At 70.0% G+C, this 17,542-nt stretch carries 13 protein-coding genes; 4 read left to right on the top strand and 9 right to left on the bottom strand.

All coding sequences use genetic code 11. The features are described 5' to 3' along the window. Positions 1-15: 15 nt before the first annotated feature. The 3 genes from ND450_RS14720 to ND450_RS14710 form a co-directional block, all read right to left on the bottom strand. A complete protein-coding gene (locus ND450_RS14720) occupies positions 16-3,822 on the bottom strand; it encodes a discoidin domain-containing protein (protein WP_253326689.1) in 3,807 nt (1,268 codons plus the stop codon). A gap of 317 nt (positions 3,823-4,139) precedes the next feature. Next, the gene (locus ND450_RS14715) at positions 4,140-5,408 is read right to left on the bottom strand and encodes a S9 family peptidase (RefSeq protein WP_253326688.1); all 1,269 of its coding nucleotides are present in this window, start codon (positions 5,406-5,408) and stop codon (positions 4,140-4,142) included. Positions 5,409-5,418: 10 nt separating this feature from the next. Beyond that, positions 5,419-8,499, bottom strand: coding sequence for a S8 family peptidase (locus ND450_RS14710; protein WP_253326687.1), 3,081 nt, complete (start codon positions 8,497-8,499; stop codon positions 5,419-5,421). 104 nt (positions 8,500-8,603) lie between these two features. Between ND450_RS14710 and ND450_RS14705 the strand changes: the two genes are divergently transcribed. Continuing rightward, positions 8,604-9,194, top strand: coding sequence for a TetR/AcrR family transcriptional regulator (locus tag ND450_RS14705; protein ID WP_253326686.1), 591 nt, complete (start codon positions 8,604-8,606; stop codon positions 9,192-9,194). On the opposite strand, the gene ND450_RS14700 is transcribed toward ND450_RS14705, so the two are convergent. Then, entirely contained in the window at positions 9,184-10,428 is a 1,245-nt protein-coding gene (locus ND450_RS14700) for a cytochrome P450 (RefSeq protein ID WP_253326685.1), read from the bottom strand. The two genes, ND450_RS14705 and ND450_RS14700, sit on opposite strands and share 11 nt — an antisense overlap. Positions 10,429-10,932: 504 nt before the next feature. Then, positions 10,933-11,352 carry a VOC family protein gene (locus ND450_RS14695; protein ID WP_253326684.1) on the bottom strand — a complete coding sequence of 140 codons (420 nt, stop codon included), beginning with the start codon at positions 11,350-11,352 and terminating at the stop codon, positions 10,933-10,935. A gap of 49 nt (positions 11,353-11,401) precedes the next feature. Between ND450_RS14695 and ND450_RS14690 the strand changes: the two genes are divergently transcribed. Next, entirely contained in the window at positions 11,402-12,073 is a 672-nt protein-coding gene (locus ND450_RS14690) for a GntR family transcriptional regulator (RefSeq protein WP_253326683.1), read from the top strand. Positions 12,074-12,116: 43 nt separating this feature from the next. On the opposite strand, the gene ND450_RS14685 is transcribed toward ND450_RS14690, so the two are convergent. The 4 genes from ND450_RS14685 to ND450_RS14670 form a co-directional block, all read right to left on the bottom strand. Beyond that, positions 12,117-12,722 carry a DNA-binding response regulator gene (locus ND450_RS14685; protein ID WP_253326682.1) on the bottom strand — a complete coding sequence of 202 codons (606 nt, stop codon included), beginning with the start codon at positions 12,720-12,722 and terminating at the stop codon, positions 12,117-12,119. Continuing rightward, positions 12,719-13,780 (bottom strand): sensor histidine kinase, encoded by a 1,062-nt coding sequence (locus tag ND450_RS14680; RefSeq protein ID WP_253326681.1) that lies wholly within the window; start codon positions 13,778-13,780, stop codon positions 12,719-12,721. The genes ND450_RS14685 and ND450_RS14680 overlap by 4 nt, the downstream gene beginning before the upstream one ends. A gap of 10 nt (positions 13,781-13,790) precedes the next feature. Continuing rightward, complete coding sequence (locus ND450_RS14675; protein WP_253326680.1) at positions 13,791-14,531, bottom strand: hypothetical protein; 741 nt, start codon at positions 14,529-14,531, stop codon at positions 13,791-13,793. 79 nt (positions 14,532-14,610) lie between these two features. Beyond that, positions 14,611-15,006, bottom strand: a complete 396-nt coding sequence (locus tag ND450_RS14670; protein WP_253326679.1) for an ATP-binding protein — start codon at positions 15,004-15,006, stop codon at positions 14,611-14,613. Between the two features lie 92 nt (positions 15,007-15,098). Between ND450_RS14670 and ND450_RS14665 the strand changes: the two genes are divergently transcribed. Continuing rightward, positions 15,099-16,394: a hemolysin family protein gene (locus ND450_RS14665; protein ID WP_253326678.1), complete on the top strand. Its 1,296-nt coding sequence runs from the start codon at positions 15,099-15,101 to the stop codon at positions 16,392-16,394. A gap of 78 nt (positions 16,395-16,472) precedes the next feature. After that, positions 16,473-17,411, top strand: a complete 939-nt coding sequence (locus tag ND450_RS14660; protein WP_253326677.1) for an RNA polymerase sigma factor RpoD/SigA — start codon at positions 16,473-16,475, stop codon at positions 17,409-17,411. The last annotated feature ends 131 nt before the right edge of the window (positions 17,412-17,542 follow it).

Genomic DNA, 17,542 nt, shown 5'->3' with positions numbered 1-17,542 from the left:
TTCGCGGCAGGGAAATCAGTTGATGTTGATCTTGAAGGTGGACGTCGTGTTCCTGATGTCCTGGAAGTTGTTGCTGAACCTCAGGCCGTTGAACGTGACCTCGCCGACGGCGGGACCCTGACCGGGCTCCGGCATCTCGTTGGCCCACAGGCCGAAACCGGACTTGGCGTCGAACGCGTCACCGGACTTGCGCGCACCCGAGATGCTCACGTTGGACAGCACCGTGTCCTGGAAGACGTTCTCGGCGGCACCGTTGTACTTGGTCTGGAACATGATCCCGCTGTACGTCGGATCGATGATCTCGACGTCGTTCACCCGGATCCCCGTGTACTTCTTGGACGCGGAGAACATCCAGATCGCGCCGAACGTCTGCGCGCCCCAGAAGTGACCGCCGGAGCGGACCAGGGTGAGGCCGCTGAACGTCGTCGGCTCGGGCCCGAAGTCCTCCATCGGGTAACCGAAGTCGAGCGAGCTGATCGTCACGGCGGAGTACGTGAGCGTGTCCGCGATGTAGATGTTGCGGAAGACGTTGTTCTTGCCGCCGTAGACCGCGAGGCCGGCCGCGCGCCACGGGGTCGTCACGCTCAGGTTCTCGAAGACGTTGTTCTGCTGGCCGCTGCCGCCGTTGTCGGTGGCGGCGAACAGCGCGAACGCGTCGTCACCGGTCGAGCGGGCCTCGATGTTGGCGATCCGGTTGCCCGACGACCCGTTCGTCATGTTCAGGCCGTCCGCGTACATGTTGCGGATGCGGCTGTCCCTGATGACGTTGTTGTCGACGTTGTTGCCCCAGAACAGGCACATCATGTGCTCGACCCAGATGTTCTCGATGGTCATGTTCTGGACGCCGGCGAAGTCGAACACCTTGCCGGGGCCGTCGTTGCGCTGCGTGTAGTTGCCGAACACGGCGAACCCGCTGAACGTCGAGCCGCTCGCGGACGACTGGGCGGAGAAGCCGAGGTCGGTGTTCTCCTGCGTCTGCGGAGCCTGGAACCGGGTGAACCACGGTCCGGCGCCGATCACCTTGATCGCCTTGCCGTAGACGTTGAACTTCTGCTGCGTCTGGTACGTGCCCGCGGGCAGGTAGACGCCGACGAGGTTGCCGGTCGTGTCCATCCGGACGCGGTCGAGCGCGTTCTGCACGTCCTGGTGGGTGAACCCGGCGGGCACGGCATAACGCGCCGCGTCGGGGTTTCCGGCGGCCTGCACCTGTTCGAAGTTCACGAAGTCGATCGCGTAGTTCGTGGTGTTGGCCGCGTCCTTCTGCAGCTTGATCTTCGTGCCCGCCGGGAACGTCGAGTTGAGCATCACGTTCGCCTCGTCGTAGATGTGGCGCGGCCCGCCCGCTCCCGGAGAGTTGCCCGGGGACGCCTCGTTGCCGTAGAGCCACATGTACTTCGACGTCAGGTCGATGGCCTTGTGGAACTGGCCGTTGACGTAGACGTTGAGATTCGAGGTGATGCCGCCGCCACCGGAGCTGTCCGGGATGGAGAACCGGGTGACGAGGGTGTTGGTCGGGCCGGACGTGGTGAACTCGACCGACTGACCGGTGCCGTTCAGCGTGACGGCACGGCGGCCGGACGCCTCACCGGCGAGGTCGCCGATCGTCCTGTTCGGACTGAGGACCTGCGCGCCGCCGCCGACGGTCGCGTCCTCGGCCTCGACGTGCTGCCACGGGACGCTGGCGCCGCGGCCGATGAACAGCGACTGCTCACTGGTGTTGTTGCCCTGCTTGGCGGGAATCTCGTTGCCGTCGTTCGCGACCACCGTGCGGACGGTGTAGCGGCCGTCGGCGGCGGTCCACGTGCCGAGGTTCACCGCGGCGGTCGTCGCGCCCGCGTTGATCGTGCCGTTGTGGCTGCCGGTCAGCGTGCGGACGGTCTGGCCGCTGCTGTTCAGGATCGTGACCGTGATGCCGTGGGCGCCGGACGCGGAGGCGGTGGTGCCCTGGTTCTTGAGCGCGACGCTGAACGTGGTGGTCTGGCCGTTGCCCGGGTTGCTGGGCGACCAGGACGGCACGGCGACCAGGTCGGAGCTCGGGACCGGCGTCACGACGAGCCGGTCGGGGTGGACGCGGGCGTTGTTGGACTCGTTCTGCTCCGCCACCTTCTTGGTCTCGTCGACCTTGGCGGTGTACTCGTACGAGCCCTCCGGGCGGGCGGAGATCGTCGTGCTGACGTTCGCCTGCGCACCGGCCGCGAGGGCGCCGACGTTCGCGGTGCCGACGGCCGTGGTGCCGAGGAAGAACGTCACGTCGGTCGCGGTGCTCGCCGCCGTGCCCGCGTTGCGGACGGTGGCGTTCAGCGTGATCTGGTCGGTCTCGACCGGGCTCGCCGGCGTGAACGACGTCGCGGTGACGGTGAGGTCGGGGTTCGGGGCAGGGGTGCCGAACACCTGGATCTCCGCCACCTGGGTGCCGGGCGCACCGGTGTTGGACGTGCCGCGCAACTGGAGGTCGGCGACCCGTCCCGAGGCGTTGATGGTGATGGTGTTGCCGGTCGCCGGGTCGAAGCGGTAGTCGCGGCCCGCGACGAGGCTCGTGAACCCGGTCGCGTTCTGCTCGCGGCCGAGGACCTCGATGTTCTGGGTGCGGGCGCCCCACGCGGAGTCGGGGTTGAGCTTCACCGCGACCGAGCCGACGTCCGCGTTCGATCCCAGTTGGACGGTCAGCGTGCCGGGGAACCCGTTGGACTCCCAGTAGGTCTGCACGTTGCCGTCGTTGGCGTTGGCGGCGACGAAGTCGTGCACGTTGTTGTTCGCCGTGACGGGCTTGCCCTGGGCCAGGTTCGTGCCGGTGGCGCCCTCGCGCGTCACGGTGTTGCTGGCGGGAGACTGGTTACCGGCCGCGTCCTTGGCGATCACGTGGTAGCTCACGCGCAGGCCGTCGGGCTGGCTGTCGGTGTAGGTGGTGCCGGTGACCGTGGTGCGCAGGACGCCGTTGGCGTAGACGTCGTACGCGGTGACGCCGACGTTGTCGGTGCCGGCGTTCCAGGTCAGCCGGATCTGCCCGGACTGCGGCTGGGTGAAGGCGAGGTTCGACGGCGCCGACGGGGCCTGGGTGTCACCGCCCGTGGGGCCCTGCACCTCGAACTCGCTGATCTGGCCCGCCGGCCAGCCCGTGTTCGCGGTGATCCGCAGCCGGACGTACCGCGTGGTGGCCGCGGTGAAGTCGATGGTGACGGTGCTGCCGCTCGCCGGGTTGAACTCGTAGCCCCTGCTCGCCACCAGGTCCGTGAAGTTCTGGCCGTCCGTGCTGCCCTGGACCGAGAGCGTCTGGGTGCGCGTGCCCCAGCCTGCCGTCGGGAGCTTCAGCACGACCCGGTCGGCCTTCACCGCCGAGCCGAGATCGGCCTGGATCCACTGCGGGAACGCGTTGTTCGCGCTCTCCCAGTAGGTGCCCTGGTTGCCGTCGCCCGCGTTGCCGGGGCCGTAGTTCTGGCTGACGCTGCTCGCGCTGTAGGTGGCCTGGAGCTGGGCGCTGACCGCCGCCTCGTGGACTTCGAGCTTGGCGGTGGTCTTCGTGGCGCGGACGTGCTTCACCAGCGTCGGGTCGACCTGGAAGGTCACCTTGCCGTTCTTGAACTCGTGTGGTCGTTCCGCGACCAGCGTCGACCAGCCTCTGCCGTCGAGGCTCGTCTGCACGGCGAAGGTCTCGGTGCTGTTGCGGGACGACGTGAGCGTGACCTGGTCGATCCGGGTCTGCTTCGCGAGGTCGAGGCTGACCGGTGCCGCCTGGGCCGCGGGGGAGATCGTCAGGGTCGCGGCGACGGTGACCAGTGCCGTTATCGGGGCTAGCAGGGAGCGAGCGCGTGTCTTCGGTGACATGGCGGGCTTGGCCCTTCTCGGTGGGGACGCGAGGGGGTGTGGCGCGCCTCACCGTAGAAGTGACCAGCAGATTACCGCAATATCTCGACGTGATTGCGCAAATTTGCGACATAGCCCTCTGAACAGGAAAGACGGGGGCTGCGACGAGTATCCGGCTGGTGTCCCAGGGTGCACAAGGGCGACCACCAGCGGCTGGACGGACCGGGTCGCCGTAGGTTCGGGTCCGAACTTGCCGGGAAAATTGTTTTGGTGGTGATGCGACTGCTTGCGCTGGTTTGCCGGGGGCTTGCGGGTGTTGCGTAAGGCTTGCGCAAGAGTCAGAGGGTGGCGAACAACCTTCTGGTTCGGTTCAGCAGATCCAGCCTGTGCTCACGCCGCCGCAGCGAGTGCCCCTCGCCGGGGTAGACGACCAGTTCGGAGTGCCGGACGGCCCGGTGCAGGAGTTCGGCTTGCTCCACCGGCACGTTGGTGTCGTCCGCACCGTGCACGATCAACATCGGAGTGCTGATCCTGGACGCGTAGGTGAGCGGGCTGTGCTCCGCGCTGTCGCCGAGCGCCGCCTCGAACGCGCCCCACTCGCCCGTGGCGATCAGCCGCGGCCAGTCGGAGATGCCCGCGCCGACCAGCGCCGCCCTGAACCTGTCCGTGCGGGTCGTCGCCCACGCGGCCATGAACCCGCCGTGGCTCCAGCCGGCGATGCCCAGCCTGTCCCCGTCCGCGACGCCCTGGCCGACGAGCAGGTCGATGCCCGTCTCGATGTCGTGCCACTCCTCCTGGCCGACCCTCTTCGCCACCGCCGCGGCGAACTCGTGGCCGTGGCCCTGTCCGCCTCTCGGGTTCGGCAGGAAGGTCGCGATGCCCTGGTGGGCGAACCACTGCGCGGACGGCACCCAGTGCAGCTGAAGGCTGTCCGTCCAGCGGTCGTAGGGGCCGCCGTGGACCACCGTGACGAGCGGGAACGGCCCGTCCTCCCTGGTCGTGCCGACGGGGAGCACGAGGAGGCCGTCGAGGTCCAGGCCGTCGTGGGCCCGGTAGTGGAGGCGTTCCTGCGTGCCCCAGGGGATGCCGTCGAGGTCGTCGTAGCGGGGTGGGAGGTGGGAACCCGTGATCCGGGCGAGCAGACCGCGTCCGAGCCGGTGGAACTCCGTGTCCAGGCCCGCCGCGACCACCACGACGGGCGCGTCGCCGTCGTCCTGCACGAGGTCGATCGGGCACGCCGGCATGCCCTCGGTCAGGTTGCGGTGCCGCTGGTCGAACACGGCGTTGCCGCCCTGCAGGTGCGGCGGCGTGAGCGCGAGGTAGCAGACCTCGTCGCCCCACCACACCGGCGAACCGGCGTCCGCGGGCGTCGCGCCCAGGTCGGTGATCCGGCCTTGGTCGACGACGTGCAGCGCGGGGTTCAGCAGGCCGGGGTCGATCTCCGGCGATGACCAGGTGATCACGGCCAGCCTGCCGTCGGGGTGCCGCGCGACTTCGGCGACGTGACGGCCGGGGACCCGCACGCCGGCGGACGGAGTGCGGGCGGGCGGCGGTGGATGGTGGCCGACGACGATCTCGTCGGTCAGCTGTCGCACCGCCGCCCCCATGGCCCTCAGGCTAGCGGAGCAGGTACGCGTCGATGATGGTCTGCTCCGCGGTCTGGCCGCTGCCGGACGCCTTGGCGCGCAGGGACACCGACTTCGCGTCCCTCGGGTGCGCGAGCAGGACCCGGTTGGCCGTGATCGGCGTGTGCTTCCACGTCGTGCCGCCGTCGTAGGAGACCTCGACGGACGTGACGCGGACCGAGTCCACCTGGGACTGCGTGGAGATCGGCACCGACAGCAGCTGGCCCGCGCGGCCGAAGCCCTCGTCGTCCAGTTGCGGCGTGAAGCGGATGACGGACAGCGGCAGCGCGGTCCGCTCCCGCGTGGTGCCGCTGCGGAAGGTCCAGACCCCGGACACCTTGCTGCTCAACGCGTTCGCGCGGCTCGCGGACGTCTCGACGCGGTAGTTGGCGGTACCGGGCTGGACGTCGAGCGCCGCCCAGCCCGCCTCGGCCGTCTCGACCGCCTTCACGCCGTCGCGGTACACCGTCGTCTTCGCCTCGGTCACGGGGCTGTAGCCCTCGTTGCCCGCGCTGTCGCCGTACAGCGGCACGGTGACGCGGACGAAGTCACCGGTGCGGAACGAGTGCGGCACGTCCCGCGCCGGAGGGAGCGCCGGGCCGAACACCGCGCGGTTGAACGGTTCCACGTAGGAGCGGCCCGGCTTGTAGTGCCGCAGCGGGGTGACGAGCGCGCCGACGTTGCCGGTCTCGTCGAAGAGGTTGAACCGGCGCGACCAGTCGCCGCCCTCGCCGCCGTAGTACTCGGTGCGCTGGCCCGCGACGAAGTTGTCGAGCGAGCCGTAGGTCCAGTCGGCACGGCCCTCGGGTGAGGAGGTGTGGCCGATGGAAGCGCTCTGGCCCGGCTCGAGGGCGGGCATGTCGACCTTGACCGCGGCCAGGTCCCGCTTCAGGACCGTCTTCGTCAGGCCGTTCGGTGCGGATCCCTTCTGGTACCACGCGAGTCCGTAGAAGTCGGTGCCCGCGGTCCAGAAGGTCGCGATCTTGCCGGTGACCTCCTCCGACTCGGGACCGATGCTCGCGACGCCCAGGTGGCCGATCGAGCCGCCGACGGAGAAGTTGCCGATGGTGTAGCTCGTGCCGTTGACGACGCGTTCGAAACCGGTCTGCAGCAACGAGAGCTGCGCGCTCACCGGCAGCGTCACCTGGACCGGCTTGGCCTGGCGGGCGTCGAGGGTGATCGTCGCCGGGCCCGAGACGGTCAGGTTCGGGTAGTTGATGACGTCGTGGGTGTAAGCGCCGCTGCCGGACGACATGACGCTGCCGGTCAGGATGTAGCGGCCCTTGGCCACGCGGGCCTGTCCGGTCGTGCTGTTCGGCCAGACGCGGGCGCCGGTGTCCACGTTGGTCAGGCTGGCGAACGTCGACGTCGTCGTCGCTCCGGATCGCTGGACGCCGGTGACCGTGACGTCGTAGCTCTCCACCTCCAGGTCGGCCACGACGGCCGTGCGCAGGCCGCTCGCGACGACCGAACCGCCGAACACGCCCCCCGCGGGCTGCTGGGCGAGGTCCGCGGTGACGATCGCCTTCGCGGTGCCGCCCGCCGGGACCGTGAGCGTGGTGGGGGAGACGCTGAACAGCGTGCCGGTGGTGTCCGTCGACAGGTCGAGCGTGACCGGCTCGGAACCCGCGTTGGAGTAGGTGATCTCCTTCGTCAGCGGGGTTTCGCCGGTGTGCGGCCACTGGTGCGAGCCGAAGCTGAGGTTCGTCGGGCTCGACGTCACGTTCTGCCTGATCAGCTTGGCGACGTCGACGCGGCCGGAACCCTGCTCGAACGGCGTGAGGTTCGCGGTGGGCGTGGTGGTGCCGGTGAGCCGAGCCTTGAGGGCGGCGCCGTCCAGGTCGGGGTGCTGCTGGCGCAGCAGGGCCGCCGCGCCCGCGACGTGCGGCGTGGCCATCGAGGTGCCGTCGAGCGAGGTGTAGCCCTCGGCGACCGGCGGGCCGATGCGCCCGGCGGAGTGCAGCGCGGCGACGATGCCGACGCCGGGCGCGGTGAGGTCGGGCTTGAGCGTGCCCGCCTGGGTCGGGCCGCGGCTCGAGAACTCGGCGATCTTGTCGTCGTGGTCGACGGCGCCGACGGTCAGCGCCGCGTCCGCCGAGCCGGGCGAACCGACCGTGCGCGCGTTCGGACCGCTGTTGCCGGCCGCGACGACGAACAACGTGCCCTTCTCGGCGCTGAGGCGGTTCACTGCCTCTTCGAGGGGCTCGACGGCGGGGGTGTCGTACCCGCCGAGGCTCATGTTGATGATCTGGGCGCCCTGCTCGACCGCCCACTCCATGCCGGCGATGATGCCGCTGTCCTGGCCCGAACCGTTGTCGCCCAGCACCTTCACGTCGAGGATCTGCGCGTCGGGTGCCACACCGCGGTACTTGCCACCGCTCTTCGCGCCCGTGCCCGCGACGATCGACGCCACGTGCGTGCCGTGGCCGTAGCGGTCGACGTTGTCCGGCGAGGACGTGAAGTTGCGCTCGCCGATCTCGCGGTCCCGCAGGTCCGGGTGGGTGTTGTCGACGCCGGTGTCGAGGACGGCGACCGTGACGCCCTTGCCGGTGAAGCCCGCCTCGTAGGCGGCCGGGGCGTTGATCTGGGCGACGCTGCGGTCGAGGTTCGCCTTGCGCTTCGCGTCGAGCCAGATCTTCTTCGCGCTGGTCGTGGAGAGGGTGCCCACGAGTGGCGTCTTGGCCGCGTCGAACGCCACGCCGTTGATGCTGCGCAGCTGGAGGCCGGACTGCGCGCTGAGGGTGCCCTCGGGGTAGGTGGCGATCACCGGCAGCGCGCCGTCGTAGGTGGCGAGCTCGGTGACGTCGAAGAGGCGCTCGTCGAGGCGGCCGTCGGCGATCAGCGGGATGGCGTCGTGCGGCACCACGTACTCGTGGCCCTGCGCGGTGTAGGTGGAGAACAGGACCCCCTCGCGGCCGGGGGCAGGCTTGACCGCGCGCTGCCCGGTGAGCACCTGGTCACCGGTGATCAGCGTGACGGTCGGCGCCTGCGCCGCCGGTCTCGGGGGAGAGGCTTGGGCCTGGCCGGCGGTGAGCAGGGCGCCCGCCAGGACGACGACTCCGAGTAAGCGCACCCGGTCCTCCGTGGGTTCGTGAGAGCGTTCTCACGGACCGTAGTGAGGGGCTCACCCGGGTGACAAGGTCTACACCAATTTTCGGTACGCTTTACTCTTCGTCCGTGACGGGCCTGCGTGAACGCAAGAAGGCGGCGACCAGGGAAGCGCTGGGCGACGCCGCCTGGAGTCTGTGCGTGGAGCACGGCCTCGACCGGGTGACGGTGGAGCAGATCGCGCGGGCGGCCGGCGTGTCGCTGCGGACGTTCTTCAACTACTACTCGTCGAAGGAAGAGGCGGTCGTCGCCGGGGACACGGCCACGGCGCTGGCGTTCGTGGAGGAGTTCGCCGCGCGGCCGCCGGACGAACCGGTGCTGGTCGCGCTGCGCGAGGCGCTGCACTCGATCTACCCGCGGCACGTCGACCTGGATCGCCTCCGCCAGCTGCGCGAACTGCGCCGCCACCCGGCACTGCTGCCCCACGTCTTCGCCGCCTACTCCGCCCGTGAGCAGGCCCTGACGGCGGCGATCGCGGTGCGCTGCGGCGTCGACCCCCTCGCCGACCCCTATCCGGCGGTGACGGCGTCGACGATTCTCGCGTCGATGCGCGCGGTGATGCAGTGGTGGCTCGACACCCCGCAGGCCACCGAGCGGTACACGGCCGCCGAGCTGGTCGGCAGGATGATCGACCAGCTCGGCGCCGGGTTCACCAGGTGACCGGGAGCGAGTGCACGCCGTAGATCGACATGTCGGTCCGCAGCGGCACCTCGTCCGCGGGCACGGCGAGCTTCAGCGTCGGCAGGCGCCGCAGCAGCTCGGTGAAGCCGACCGCCATCTCGACGCGCGCGAGCTGCTGGCCGAGGCACTGGTGGATGCCGTGCCCGAATGCCACGTGGTGCCCGCGCGGCCGGTCGACCCGCAGCTCGTGCGGGTCGTCGTACTGGCTGTCGTCGCGGTTGACCGCCGGCACCGACACCACGACCGTCTCACCGGCCCGGATCGTGACGCCGCCGATCTCGACGTCCTCCTTCGCGTGCCGCGAGACGCCCGAGCTGATGATGGACAGGTAGCGCAGCAGCTCCTCGACCGCGTTGTCGATCAACTCCGGGTCGTCGTGCAGCCTCGCCCACTGGTCGGGGTGCTCCAGCAGCGCGAACGTGCCGAGCGCCAGCATGTTCGCCGTCGTCTCGTGCCCCGCGATCAGCAGCAGGTTCGCGATGCCGACGAGCTCGTCCTCGTTGAGGTCGGTGTCCCGCACCAGCCCCGAGAGGAGGTCGTCGCCGGGGGTCTCCTGCTTGGCGCGCACCAGCTTCTGCATGAACTGGCGCATCGCGAGGTTGTTCTTGATCTGCTCGTCCACCGTGGTGTGGAGGCTCAGCAGCTTGGCCGTGCGCTGCTGGAACTCGTCCCGGTCCCCGTAGTCGACGCCCAGCAGCTCGCAGATGACCAGCGACGGCACCGGCAACGCGAAGTCGTGCACCAGATCCGCGGGCGCGCCCTTCGCGATCATCGCGTCGAGGGCCTCGGTGACGATCTCGTGGATGCGCGGCGTGAGATCCCGCATCCGCCGCACGGTGAACTGCCCGGTCAGCAGCCGGCGGAAGCGCGTGTGCCGGGGCGCGTCCATGAAGATGAACGACCCGGCCTGCCGCTCCGGCGGGAACATCTCCGCGTGCAGCTCGGGGGAGATCAGCGCCCTGGCGCGGGGGCTGTTGATCCGGTCCGAGCTCATCTGCGGCGCCGCCAGCACCGCCCGGGCCTCGTCGTGCCCGGTGACGAGCCAGACGGTGTCGCCGTTGTGCTCGATCCGGTGGATCCGCCCCTGCCCGCTCAGCTCGGTCAGCCCGGCGGCCGGGTCGAACGGGCAGCCGGCGCGCTTTTCGATGAGTTCGGCGGGCAGCTGGGGACGGATGAGCTCCGCCGCGTTGCGCTGGCGCTCGGCCGTGGTCATGGCCTTCTCCCTGTCTGACCCGGTGTGACCGGGTCGTGGCTCGGCGTCACCTCCACGCTACTCAAACTTGCGCGTTGTGCAAGATTTTTTAGGGCGTCTTTAGGGATGGGTGGGTTGCCGGGCTGTGGGTGGCGGGGAGTTGGGAGGGGCGGGCGCTGAGGAGGGGTGGGAGTCGGGAGGGTGGACGGCGGGAGCCGGGGGAGGCGAGCGTGCGTGAGGGTGCCGAGCGCGGGTGGTGCGGGTGCGGTGAGCGTCGGGGTGGTACAGGCGACGTGCGGCGTTGGCGGGTCTGGGGGCGGGCGGGGCGGGCCGTGTGGCGGCGCGCCGGAGTGGGTGGGGCCAAGGCCGCTCCGCGACGGCGGACCTTGAGGGGCGGCGGCTGCGGCAGGCCTGCCGGGCCTGCTGCTTCGGGCCCGCCACCTCAGACCTGCCGCCGCAGAGCCCTCGCCGCCGCGGGCCTCTTGAGCGGCCCCTGAGGCGGCGCCTCCGGGAGGCGCCGCCGCGTCAGACCGCGAACACCTGCGCGTCGTCCGCGAAAGCCTTGAACTCCAGTGCGTTGCCCGCCGGGTCCAGCAGGAACATCGTCCACTGCTCGCCCGGCTCGCCCTTGAACCGCACGTACGGCTCGATGACGAACTTCGTGCCGGCGGCCTTCAGCTTGTCGGCGAGCACCTGGAACTCGTCGACGGTCAGCACCAGGCCGAAGTGGGGTACGGGCACGTCGTGGCCGTCGACCGGGTTGCTGACGCGCTCGGCCTTCGACGGGGCGAGGTGGGTGACGAACTGGTGGCCGTGCAGGTTCCAGTCGATCCACGTGTCGGAGCTGCGGCCCTGTTCCAGGCCGAGGGTTTCGCCGTAGAACTGGCGGGCGGCGGCGAGGTCGTCGACGGGCATGGCGAGGTGGAAGCGTGGGATGTTCGGCATGTAGGAATGTTAACATTCAGACAAGATGTCACTTGTTAACATCGCTCACATGACGGTGGGGCCGGCACGGCGGCGTGGCTTGGGCAGCGAGGTCGCGGACATGATCCGCGAGGCGATCTTCGACGGCCGTTACCCGCCGGGCAGTGCGTTGCGCGAGGTGGAGCTGGCCGAGGCGCTCGAGGTGTCGCGCGGGCCGGTTCGGGACGCGCTGCGGTCGCTGGCGGGCGAAGGGCTGGTGCGCGCCGAGTGGCACCGTGGGGCCACGGTGGCCGTCCTGTCGTTGCAGGACGTCGCCGAGCTGGACAGCCTGCGCGGGGCGCTCGAGGTGCTCGCCGTGCAGCGCGTCGTGGCGACTGGGGCCTCGACGGACGACATCGCGGCGGCCGCGGCGGCGATGGAGCGTGCTGCGACGCCGCACGAGATGGTGCGGTGCGACATCGCTTTCCACGACGCCGTGTACGCCGCCGCCGGGCATTCGCGGCTGGTGCAGGCGTGGGAGGCGATCCGGTCGCAGGTGCACCTGTTCCTGATCACGCGGGTCGGGGTGAGCACGGACGGCTACCTGGAGCAGATCCGCGACGAGCACCGGGACCTGGTGGCGGCACTGCGGCTGGGCAACGTGGAGGGTGCGCTGAAGCTGTTCGCGGAGCACCGCGCGCACGCCTTCGAGCTCCTCACGTCCGGGCGGTCACCGCACGAACCCGCTGACCCGGACCGGTGACGGCGGCCGCGCGAGACAGTCCACAAGCGACACCGCGGGGAGCTCAGAGCCAGCCGTGCTCGTGCGCCGAGGAGAACGCCTCCGCGCGGCTTCCCGCCCCTAGTTTCGCGACCGCGGCCGCCAGGTGGTTGCGCACGGTCCCTGGGGACAACGACGTGCGCGCCGCGATCTCGGCGACCGGCGTGCCGAACTCGCTGAGCCGCAACACCTCCAGCTCCCGCTGCGTCAGCGGGCACGGGGGAGCGGCCAGCGCGTCGGCGGCCAGTGCCGGGTCGACCCAGCGGGAGCCGGCGTGCACGCGGCGGATCACGTCGGCCAGCGTGCCGCCGGGCGATCCCTTGGGCAGGAAGCCCTTCGCGCCCGCGTGCAGCGCCTGTTGCAGGTGGGGCGGGCGGCCGCGTCCCGTCAGGATCACCACGGCGCACGAGGGCAGCACGCGCGCCAGCTCCGCCGTCACCTCCAGGCCGTCCAGCGACGGCATCTGCAGGTCGACCACGGCCACGTCCGGGCGGTGCGCCCGCGCCGCCTCCACGGCGGCCCGGCCGTCCCCCGCGCGGGCCACCACCTCCAGGTCCGGCTCCAGGTCGAGCAGCGCCGCGAGGGCGTCGCGGATCAGCTCCTCGTCGTCGGCCAGCAGCACCCTGATCACGCCGGCACCACGACCTGCAGCGTGAACACGTCGCCCGACTTCTCCACCGACACCTGACCGCCCACGGCGGCGAGCCGCTCGCGCAGGCCCCGCAACCCGTTGCCCTCCTTGGAAGGCTTCTCGGCGCCGTCGTTCGTGACGGTCATCCGCACCTCCTCGTCAGCGACAACGACGTCGATCATGCACCACGTCGCGTGGCTGTGCCGCAACACGTTGGTGCACGCCTCGCGCAACGCCAAAGCCAGCTGCGTCGCACGTTCACCCTCCACGGGAACCGAGGACACGCTGCACCGGATACCGGCCTCCTGAAGCACATTTCGCACGGCCTCAAGCTGCTCGGGCAGGTTCACGGCGCGATAGCCGTGCACGGCGTCACGCACCTCCTCCAGCGCCGAGGACGCCAGCCGTTGCGCCTCGAACGCCTCCGCGGCCGACCGCTCCGGGTCCGACGAGGCCAGCCGTCCGGCCAGTTCGGACTTCAGCGCGATCACCGTCAGCCGGTGTCCCAGCAGGTCGTGCACGTCGCGGGCGAACCGCAGCCGTTCCTCGCTCACCGCGAGCTCGGCCTGCGCCTCACGCCCGGCCCGCGCCTGCCCGAGCAACCCCGCGAACCACATCGGCAGCCCGGCCATCGCGATGATCGTCAGCCCGACCGAGGCCGCGATCATCTGGTAGCCGGAGTAGTGGTGGTCGACGACCTGCCCGACGACGCCGGACACCACCACGGCGCCGATGGCGGCCAGCCACCTCCACGGCCCGGTCAGCAGCAACGGGGCGAACCCGGCGGCCGCACCGCCGATCCACGCCCACGTGAAGAGCTCGTCCGGCCCGGCGGGGGCCACCAGCGGCATCGACAGCAGGATCGCCGCGCCCAGCACCCACAGCGGTCCGCCCCGCAACGTCGTCGCGAACGCCACGGCCAGCACCAGCAGGCCCAGCACGCCGAGCCAGCGCAGGGCGGACGGCTCGCGCAGCACCGCGACCAGCGGCACGACGAGCGAGCTGACCCACAGCAGGTGCAGGGCACCGCGCAGCGCGGTGTGCGGGAGGTCGTTCATCGCCATCAGACTAGAACCACGCGATCAGGATCGTGACCGCGATGACCAGGTCGAACACCCCGCAGAACTCCGACCACCAGCGCGGCACGACGGCGTCGCGCACGTGGTGCACGAGGTCCCAGACGGCGTGCGCACCCCAGCCGAGGGCGATCAGCAGCACGCCCGCCGACGCCGACACCACGATCACGACGACCGCCAGCGCCGCGTAGAGGCTGAACACCGCGAGCTGAACCCGCGGCGCCCGCCGTCCCCAGAACAGGTACGCCGCCTGGCACAGCAGCAACGTCCACACCGGGGGCACCAGGGCCGACTGCCAGAAGTCGAACGTGACCGCCAGCGCGATCACGGCCGGCCAGCGGTCACCGACCGCCCGGACGACCGGGTTGGTGGTCGGCACCCCGTGCTCGTGCCGGAGCAGGACCACCACCAGCGCCATCGCGGGCAGCATCAGCAGATGCCCGCCCATCAGCACGGCGTCGGCGTCCAGCCATCCGACCCAGTGCGGCACGAGCAGCACGGCGTACGGCACGACCATCGCCGCGCACATCTCGAGGATCCGGCCGTGCCCGCGGTAGCGCATCCACCACGCCATCGGCACGGACATCGACACCGCCATCCACAGGGCGGCGAACTCGACGCGCTCAGGCGTCCACAGGGGCCCCAGCAGGGCCATCCCGACCAGCATCGCCACGAGCATCTCGGCCCCGTGGCGCACCAGCGGCCGAACCGCCGGAGAAACCGTTGTCGTCATGGTCCGAGAATCGAAGAACTACAACGCAAGGCCTATCCGTGCGATGTCATGTGTTGTCCGTGCGAAACGCACAGACGGCCTATGCGTCCACCTCGGCCCAAATGGTCTTGCCACCGCTGAACTCGCGCATGCCCCAGCACCGGGCGAGCTGTGAGATGAGCAACAGCCCGCGACCGCGCGAGTCGCCGAGCCGGGACTGACCCAGCTGCGGCAGTTCGGCGGGTGTGTGGTCGTCGACCTCCACCCGTACGAAGTCAGTGTGTCGTTGCACCCGCACGGCACGTGGCCCTTCGGCGTGCTCGTACGCGTTGCTGGCGAGTTCCGTGCACACGAGCAGGACGTCGAGCCTGACGTCCTCGGACATGTCCCTCAGCAGGGACCCCACCCACGCCCGCATGGCGGCGAGGTCGGGTTCGTCCTCCGGCAGGGTGTGCAAGGTCCTCACGGAGGCGTCCAGCACCTCAGGGGTGTCCATTTCCATCCCACCTCAGTTCGGCTGAGGCCCTCCTGGCTGCTCAAGACGGCCGTCAGGGTGCGAAATACCACCGTGCGTGCTACCCCAAACGTGTGGACGGCTATGGCTTCAACCTCGCGCTGGTCGCGGTACTGGTTCTGCTGAACGCGGCATTCGCGGGCAGCGAAATGGCGTTCGTGTCCCTGCGGGAGGGCCAGCTGCGCTCCCTGGAAAGGGAAGGGCACCGCCGGCTGGTGCGGCTCGCCCGCGATCCGAACAGGTACTTCGCGACGATTCAAATCGGCATCACGCTCTCCGGGTTCCTCGCCTCGGCGACGGCGGCGGTCTCCCTCGCCGAACCGATCGTGCCGCTGCTGAGCTTCCTCGGAGGAGCCGCGAGCGGTGTCGCGATCGCACTCGTGACCGTGGTGCTGACGTTCGTCACGCTCGTCTTCGGAGAGCTGGCGCCCAAGCGCCTCGCGATGCAGTACGCCGTGCGCTGGGCGAAGATCGTCGCGAGCACGCTCGACCTGCTCTCGACGATCTCCCGCCCGGCGGTGTGGTTGCTCAGCAAGTCGACGGACCTCGTGGTGCGGGTCCTGGGTGGCGACCCGAACGCGGACGAAGAGCAGATGTCGGCGGAGGAACTGCGCGATCTCGTTGAGGTGCAACAACATCTCAACCAGGAACAACGCACGATCATGACCGGCGCGCTGGAGATCCACGAACGGCGGCTGCGCGAGGTCCTGGTGCCCCGCCGTCAGGTGACCGTCCTCGAAGCAGGTTTGGACACCGCCACCGCACGGGAAATCTTGGCGGGATCGGGACATTCGAGGGCCCCGGTGACCAAGGACGGTCACCTGGACGACGTGGTCGGCGTCGTGCACCTGCGCGACCTGCTGGACGACTCGGTGGCCGTCCTGGACGTGGCACGCGCCCCGATGGTGCTGCCGGACTCCGTGCGCGTCACCGACGCGTTGCGGCGCATGAAGGCCGAACACGAGCAGCTGGCCCTGGTCGTGGACGAGCACGGCGCCGTCGACGGGATCGTGACGCTCGAAGACCTGCTGGAGGAGATCGTCGGTGAGATCTACGACGAGACCGACTCCGACGTGGTGGCGGTGAAGACCGAACCGGACGGTTCGATCGAGCTGCCGGGCACGTTCCCGGTGCACGACCTGGTGGACGTCGGCGTCGAACTGCGCGACGCGCCGCAGGGTCCGTATTCGACGGTCGCCGGACTGGTGCTGTTGCTGCTGGGGCGCATCCCGGAGGAACCGGGCGACGTGGTGCACGTCTCCGGGTGGTCGATCGAGGTGCTGGAGGTCGAGCACCACGCCATCACGCAGGTGCGGTTGAAGCGTCAGCAAAAGGATGAGGGCGAGGTCACAGCCGAAACCGCGGAATGACCAAGGCCTCTGAACCGTTACACACCAGTGCAGCTACTTCGAGCTGTCACTCCTGCCAACGGACAAGGGGGATTTGTCATGCCCGCAGATCTGAAGAACCGCGCGTCCGGACAGCAGGACGGGGACTCGGTCGGCCAGTACCTGCGCGAGGTGGGCCGCACGCCGCTGCTCACCGCGTCGGAGGAGGTCGACCTGTCCCGGCGCATCGAGGCCGGCGTCTACGCCGCGCACCTGCTGGAGACCGGTGAGACGAAGCACGACCGCCGCCTGCTCCGCAGGCTCGTGCTGGACGGCGAGCGCGCCAAGGACCACATGATCCGCGCGAACCTGCGCCTGGTCGTGTCGGTCGCGAAGAAGCACTCGTTCCGCGGCCTGCCGTTCGGCGACGTGGTCCAGGAGGGCAACCTCGGCCTGATCCGCGCGGTCGAGAAGTTCGACTACGCCAAGGGCTACAAGTTCTCCACCTACGCCATGTGGTGGATCCGCCAGGCGATCGAGCGCGGCCTGGCCGAGCAGACCCGCACCGTGCGCCTGCCGGTGCACGTGGTCGAAGAGGTCAACAAGCTCAAGAAGATCGGCCAGAAGCTGTCCGCCGCGCTCGGGCGCGAGGCGACGGTCGAGGAGATCGCCGCGGAAGCCAAGTGTTCGCCGCAGCGCGTGCAGGACCTGCGTGACGCGGCGCGCACGTGCGTGTCGCTGGAGACGCCGGTCGGCGACGAGGGTGACTCGGTCCTGGGCGACCTGATCCAGGACACCGACGGCATGTCGGCGCCGGATCTGGTGGAGCAGCAGGAGTTCACCGAGGGCGTCCGGTCGCTGCTGGACGTCCTGCCCGAGCGGCAGGGCCGCATCATGCGCCTGCGCTACGGCCTGGAGGACGGGCGTGCCCGCACCCTGCAGGAGGTCGCGGAGGAGCTCGGCCTGACCCGCGAGCGGATCCGTCAGCTCGAGAAGCAGTCGCTCGCCCAGCTGAAGCAGTCGGGCGACCGGGACGACCTCTTCGCGCTCGCCGGCTGAGACCGTACGAAAGTCGCTTGTCCAACCTGTTGTCGCAACTAAAGACTCATCACGTCCGATAACGGACTAACGCTGTTTCGCAACCGCGTGTGACCGCAACGCAGTAGGGCCGTCGAGGGCCGGCCCGCGGT

It is taken from the genome of Lentzea sp. HUAS12, from assembly GCF_024125735.1.
GTDB lineage: Bacteria > Actinomycetota > Actinomycetes > Mycobacteriales > Pseudonocardiaceae > Lentzea > Lentzea albida.
This window is presented reverse-complemented; position numbering and strand designations above follow the sequence as displayed.

Coding starts and splice junctions, on each gene's coding strand:
- ND450_RS14720 (WP_253326689.1), bottom strand. CDS start 3,822: ATGTCACCGAAGACACGCGCTCGCTCCCTGCTAGCCCCGATAACGGCA.
- ND450_RS14715 (WP_253326688.1), bottom strand. CDS start 5,408: ATGGGGGCGGCGGTGCGACAGCTGACCGACGAGATCGTCGTCGGCCAC.
- ND450_RS14700 (WP_253326685.1), bottom strand. CDS start 10,428: ATGACCACGGCCGAGCGCCAGCGCAACGCGGCGGAGCTCATCCGTCCC.
- ND450_RS14695 (WP_253326684.1), bottom strand. CDS start 11,352: ATGCCGAACATCCCACGCTTCCACCTCGCCATGCCCGTCGACGACCTC.
- ND450_RS14690 (WP_253326683.1), top strand. CDS start 11,402: ATGACGGTGGGGCCGGCACGGCGGCGTGGCTTGGGCAGCGAGGTCGCG.
- ND450_RS14680 (WP_253326681.1), bottom strand. CDS start 13,780: ATGAACGACCTCCCGCACACCGCGCTGCGCGGTGCCCTGCACCTGCTG.
- ND450_RS14675 (WP_253326680.1), bottom strand. CDS start 14,531: ATGACGACAACGGTTTCTCCGGCGGTTCGGCCGCTGGTGCGCCACGGG.
- ND450_RS14670 (WP_253326679.1), bottom strand. CDS start 15,006: ATGGACACCCCTGAGGTGCTGGACGCCTCCGTGAGGACCTTGCACACC.
- ND450_RS14660 (WP_253326677.1), top strand. CDS start 16,473: ATGCCCGCAGATCTGAAGAACCGCGCGTCCGGACAGCAGGACGGGGAC.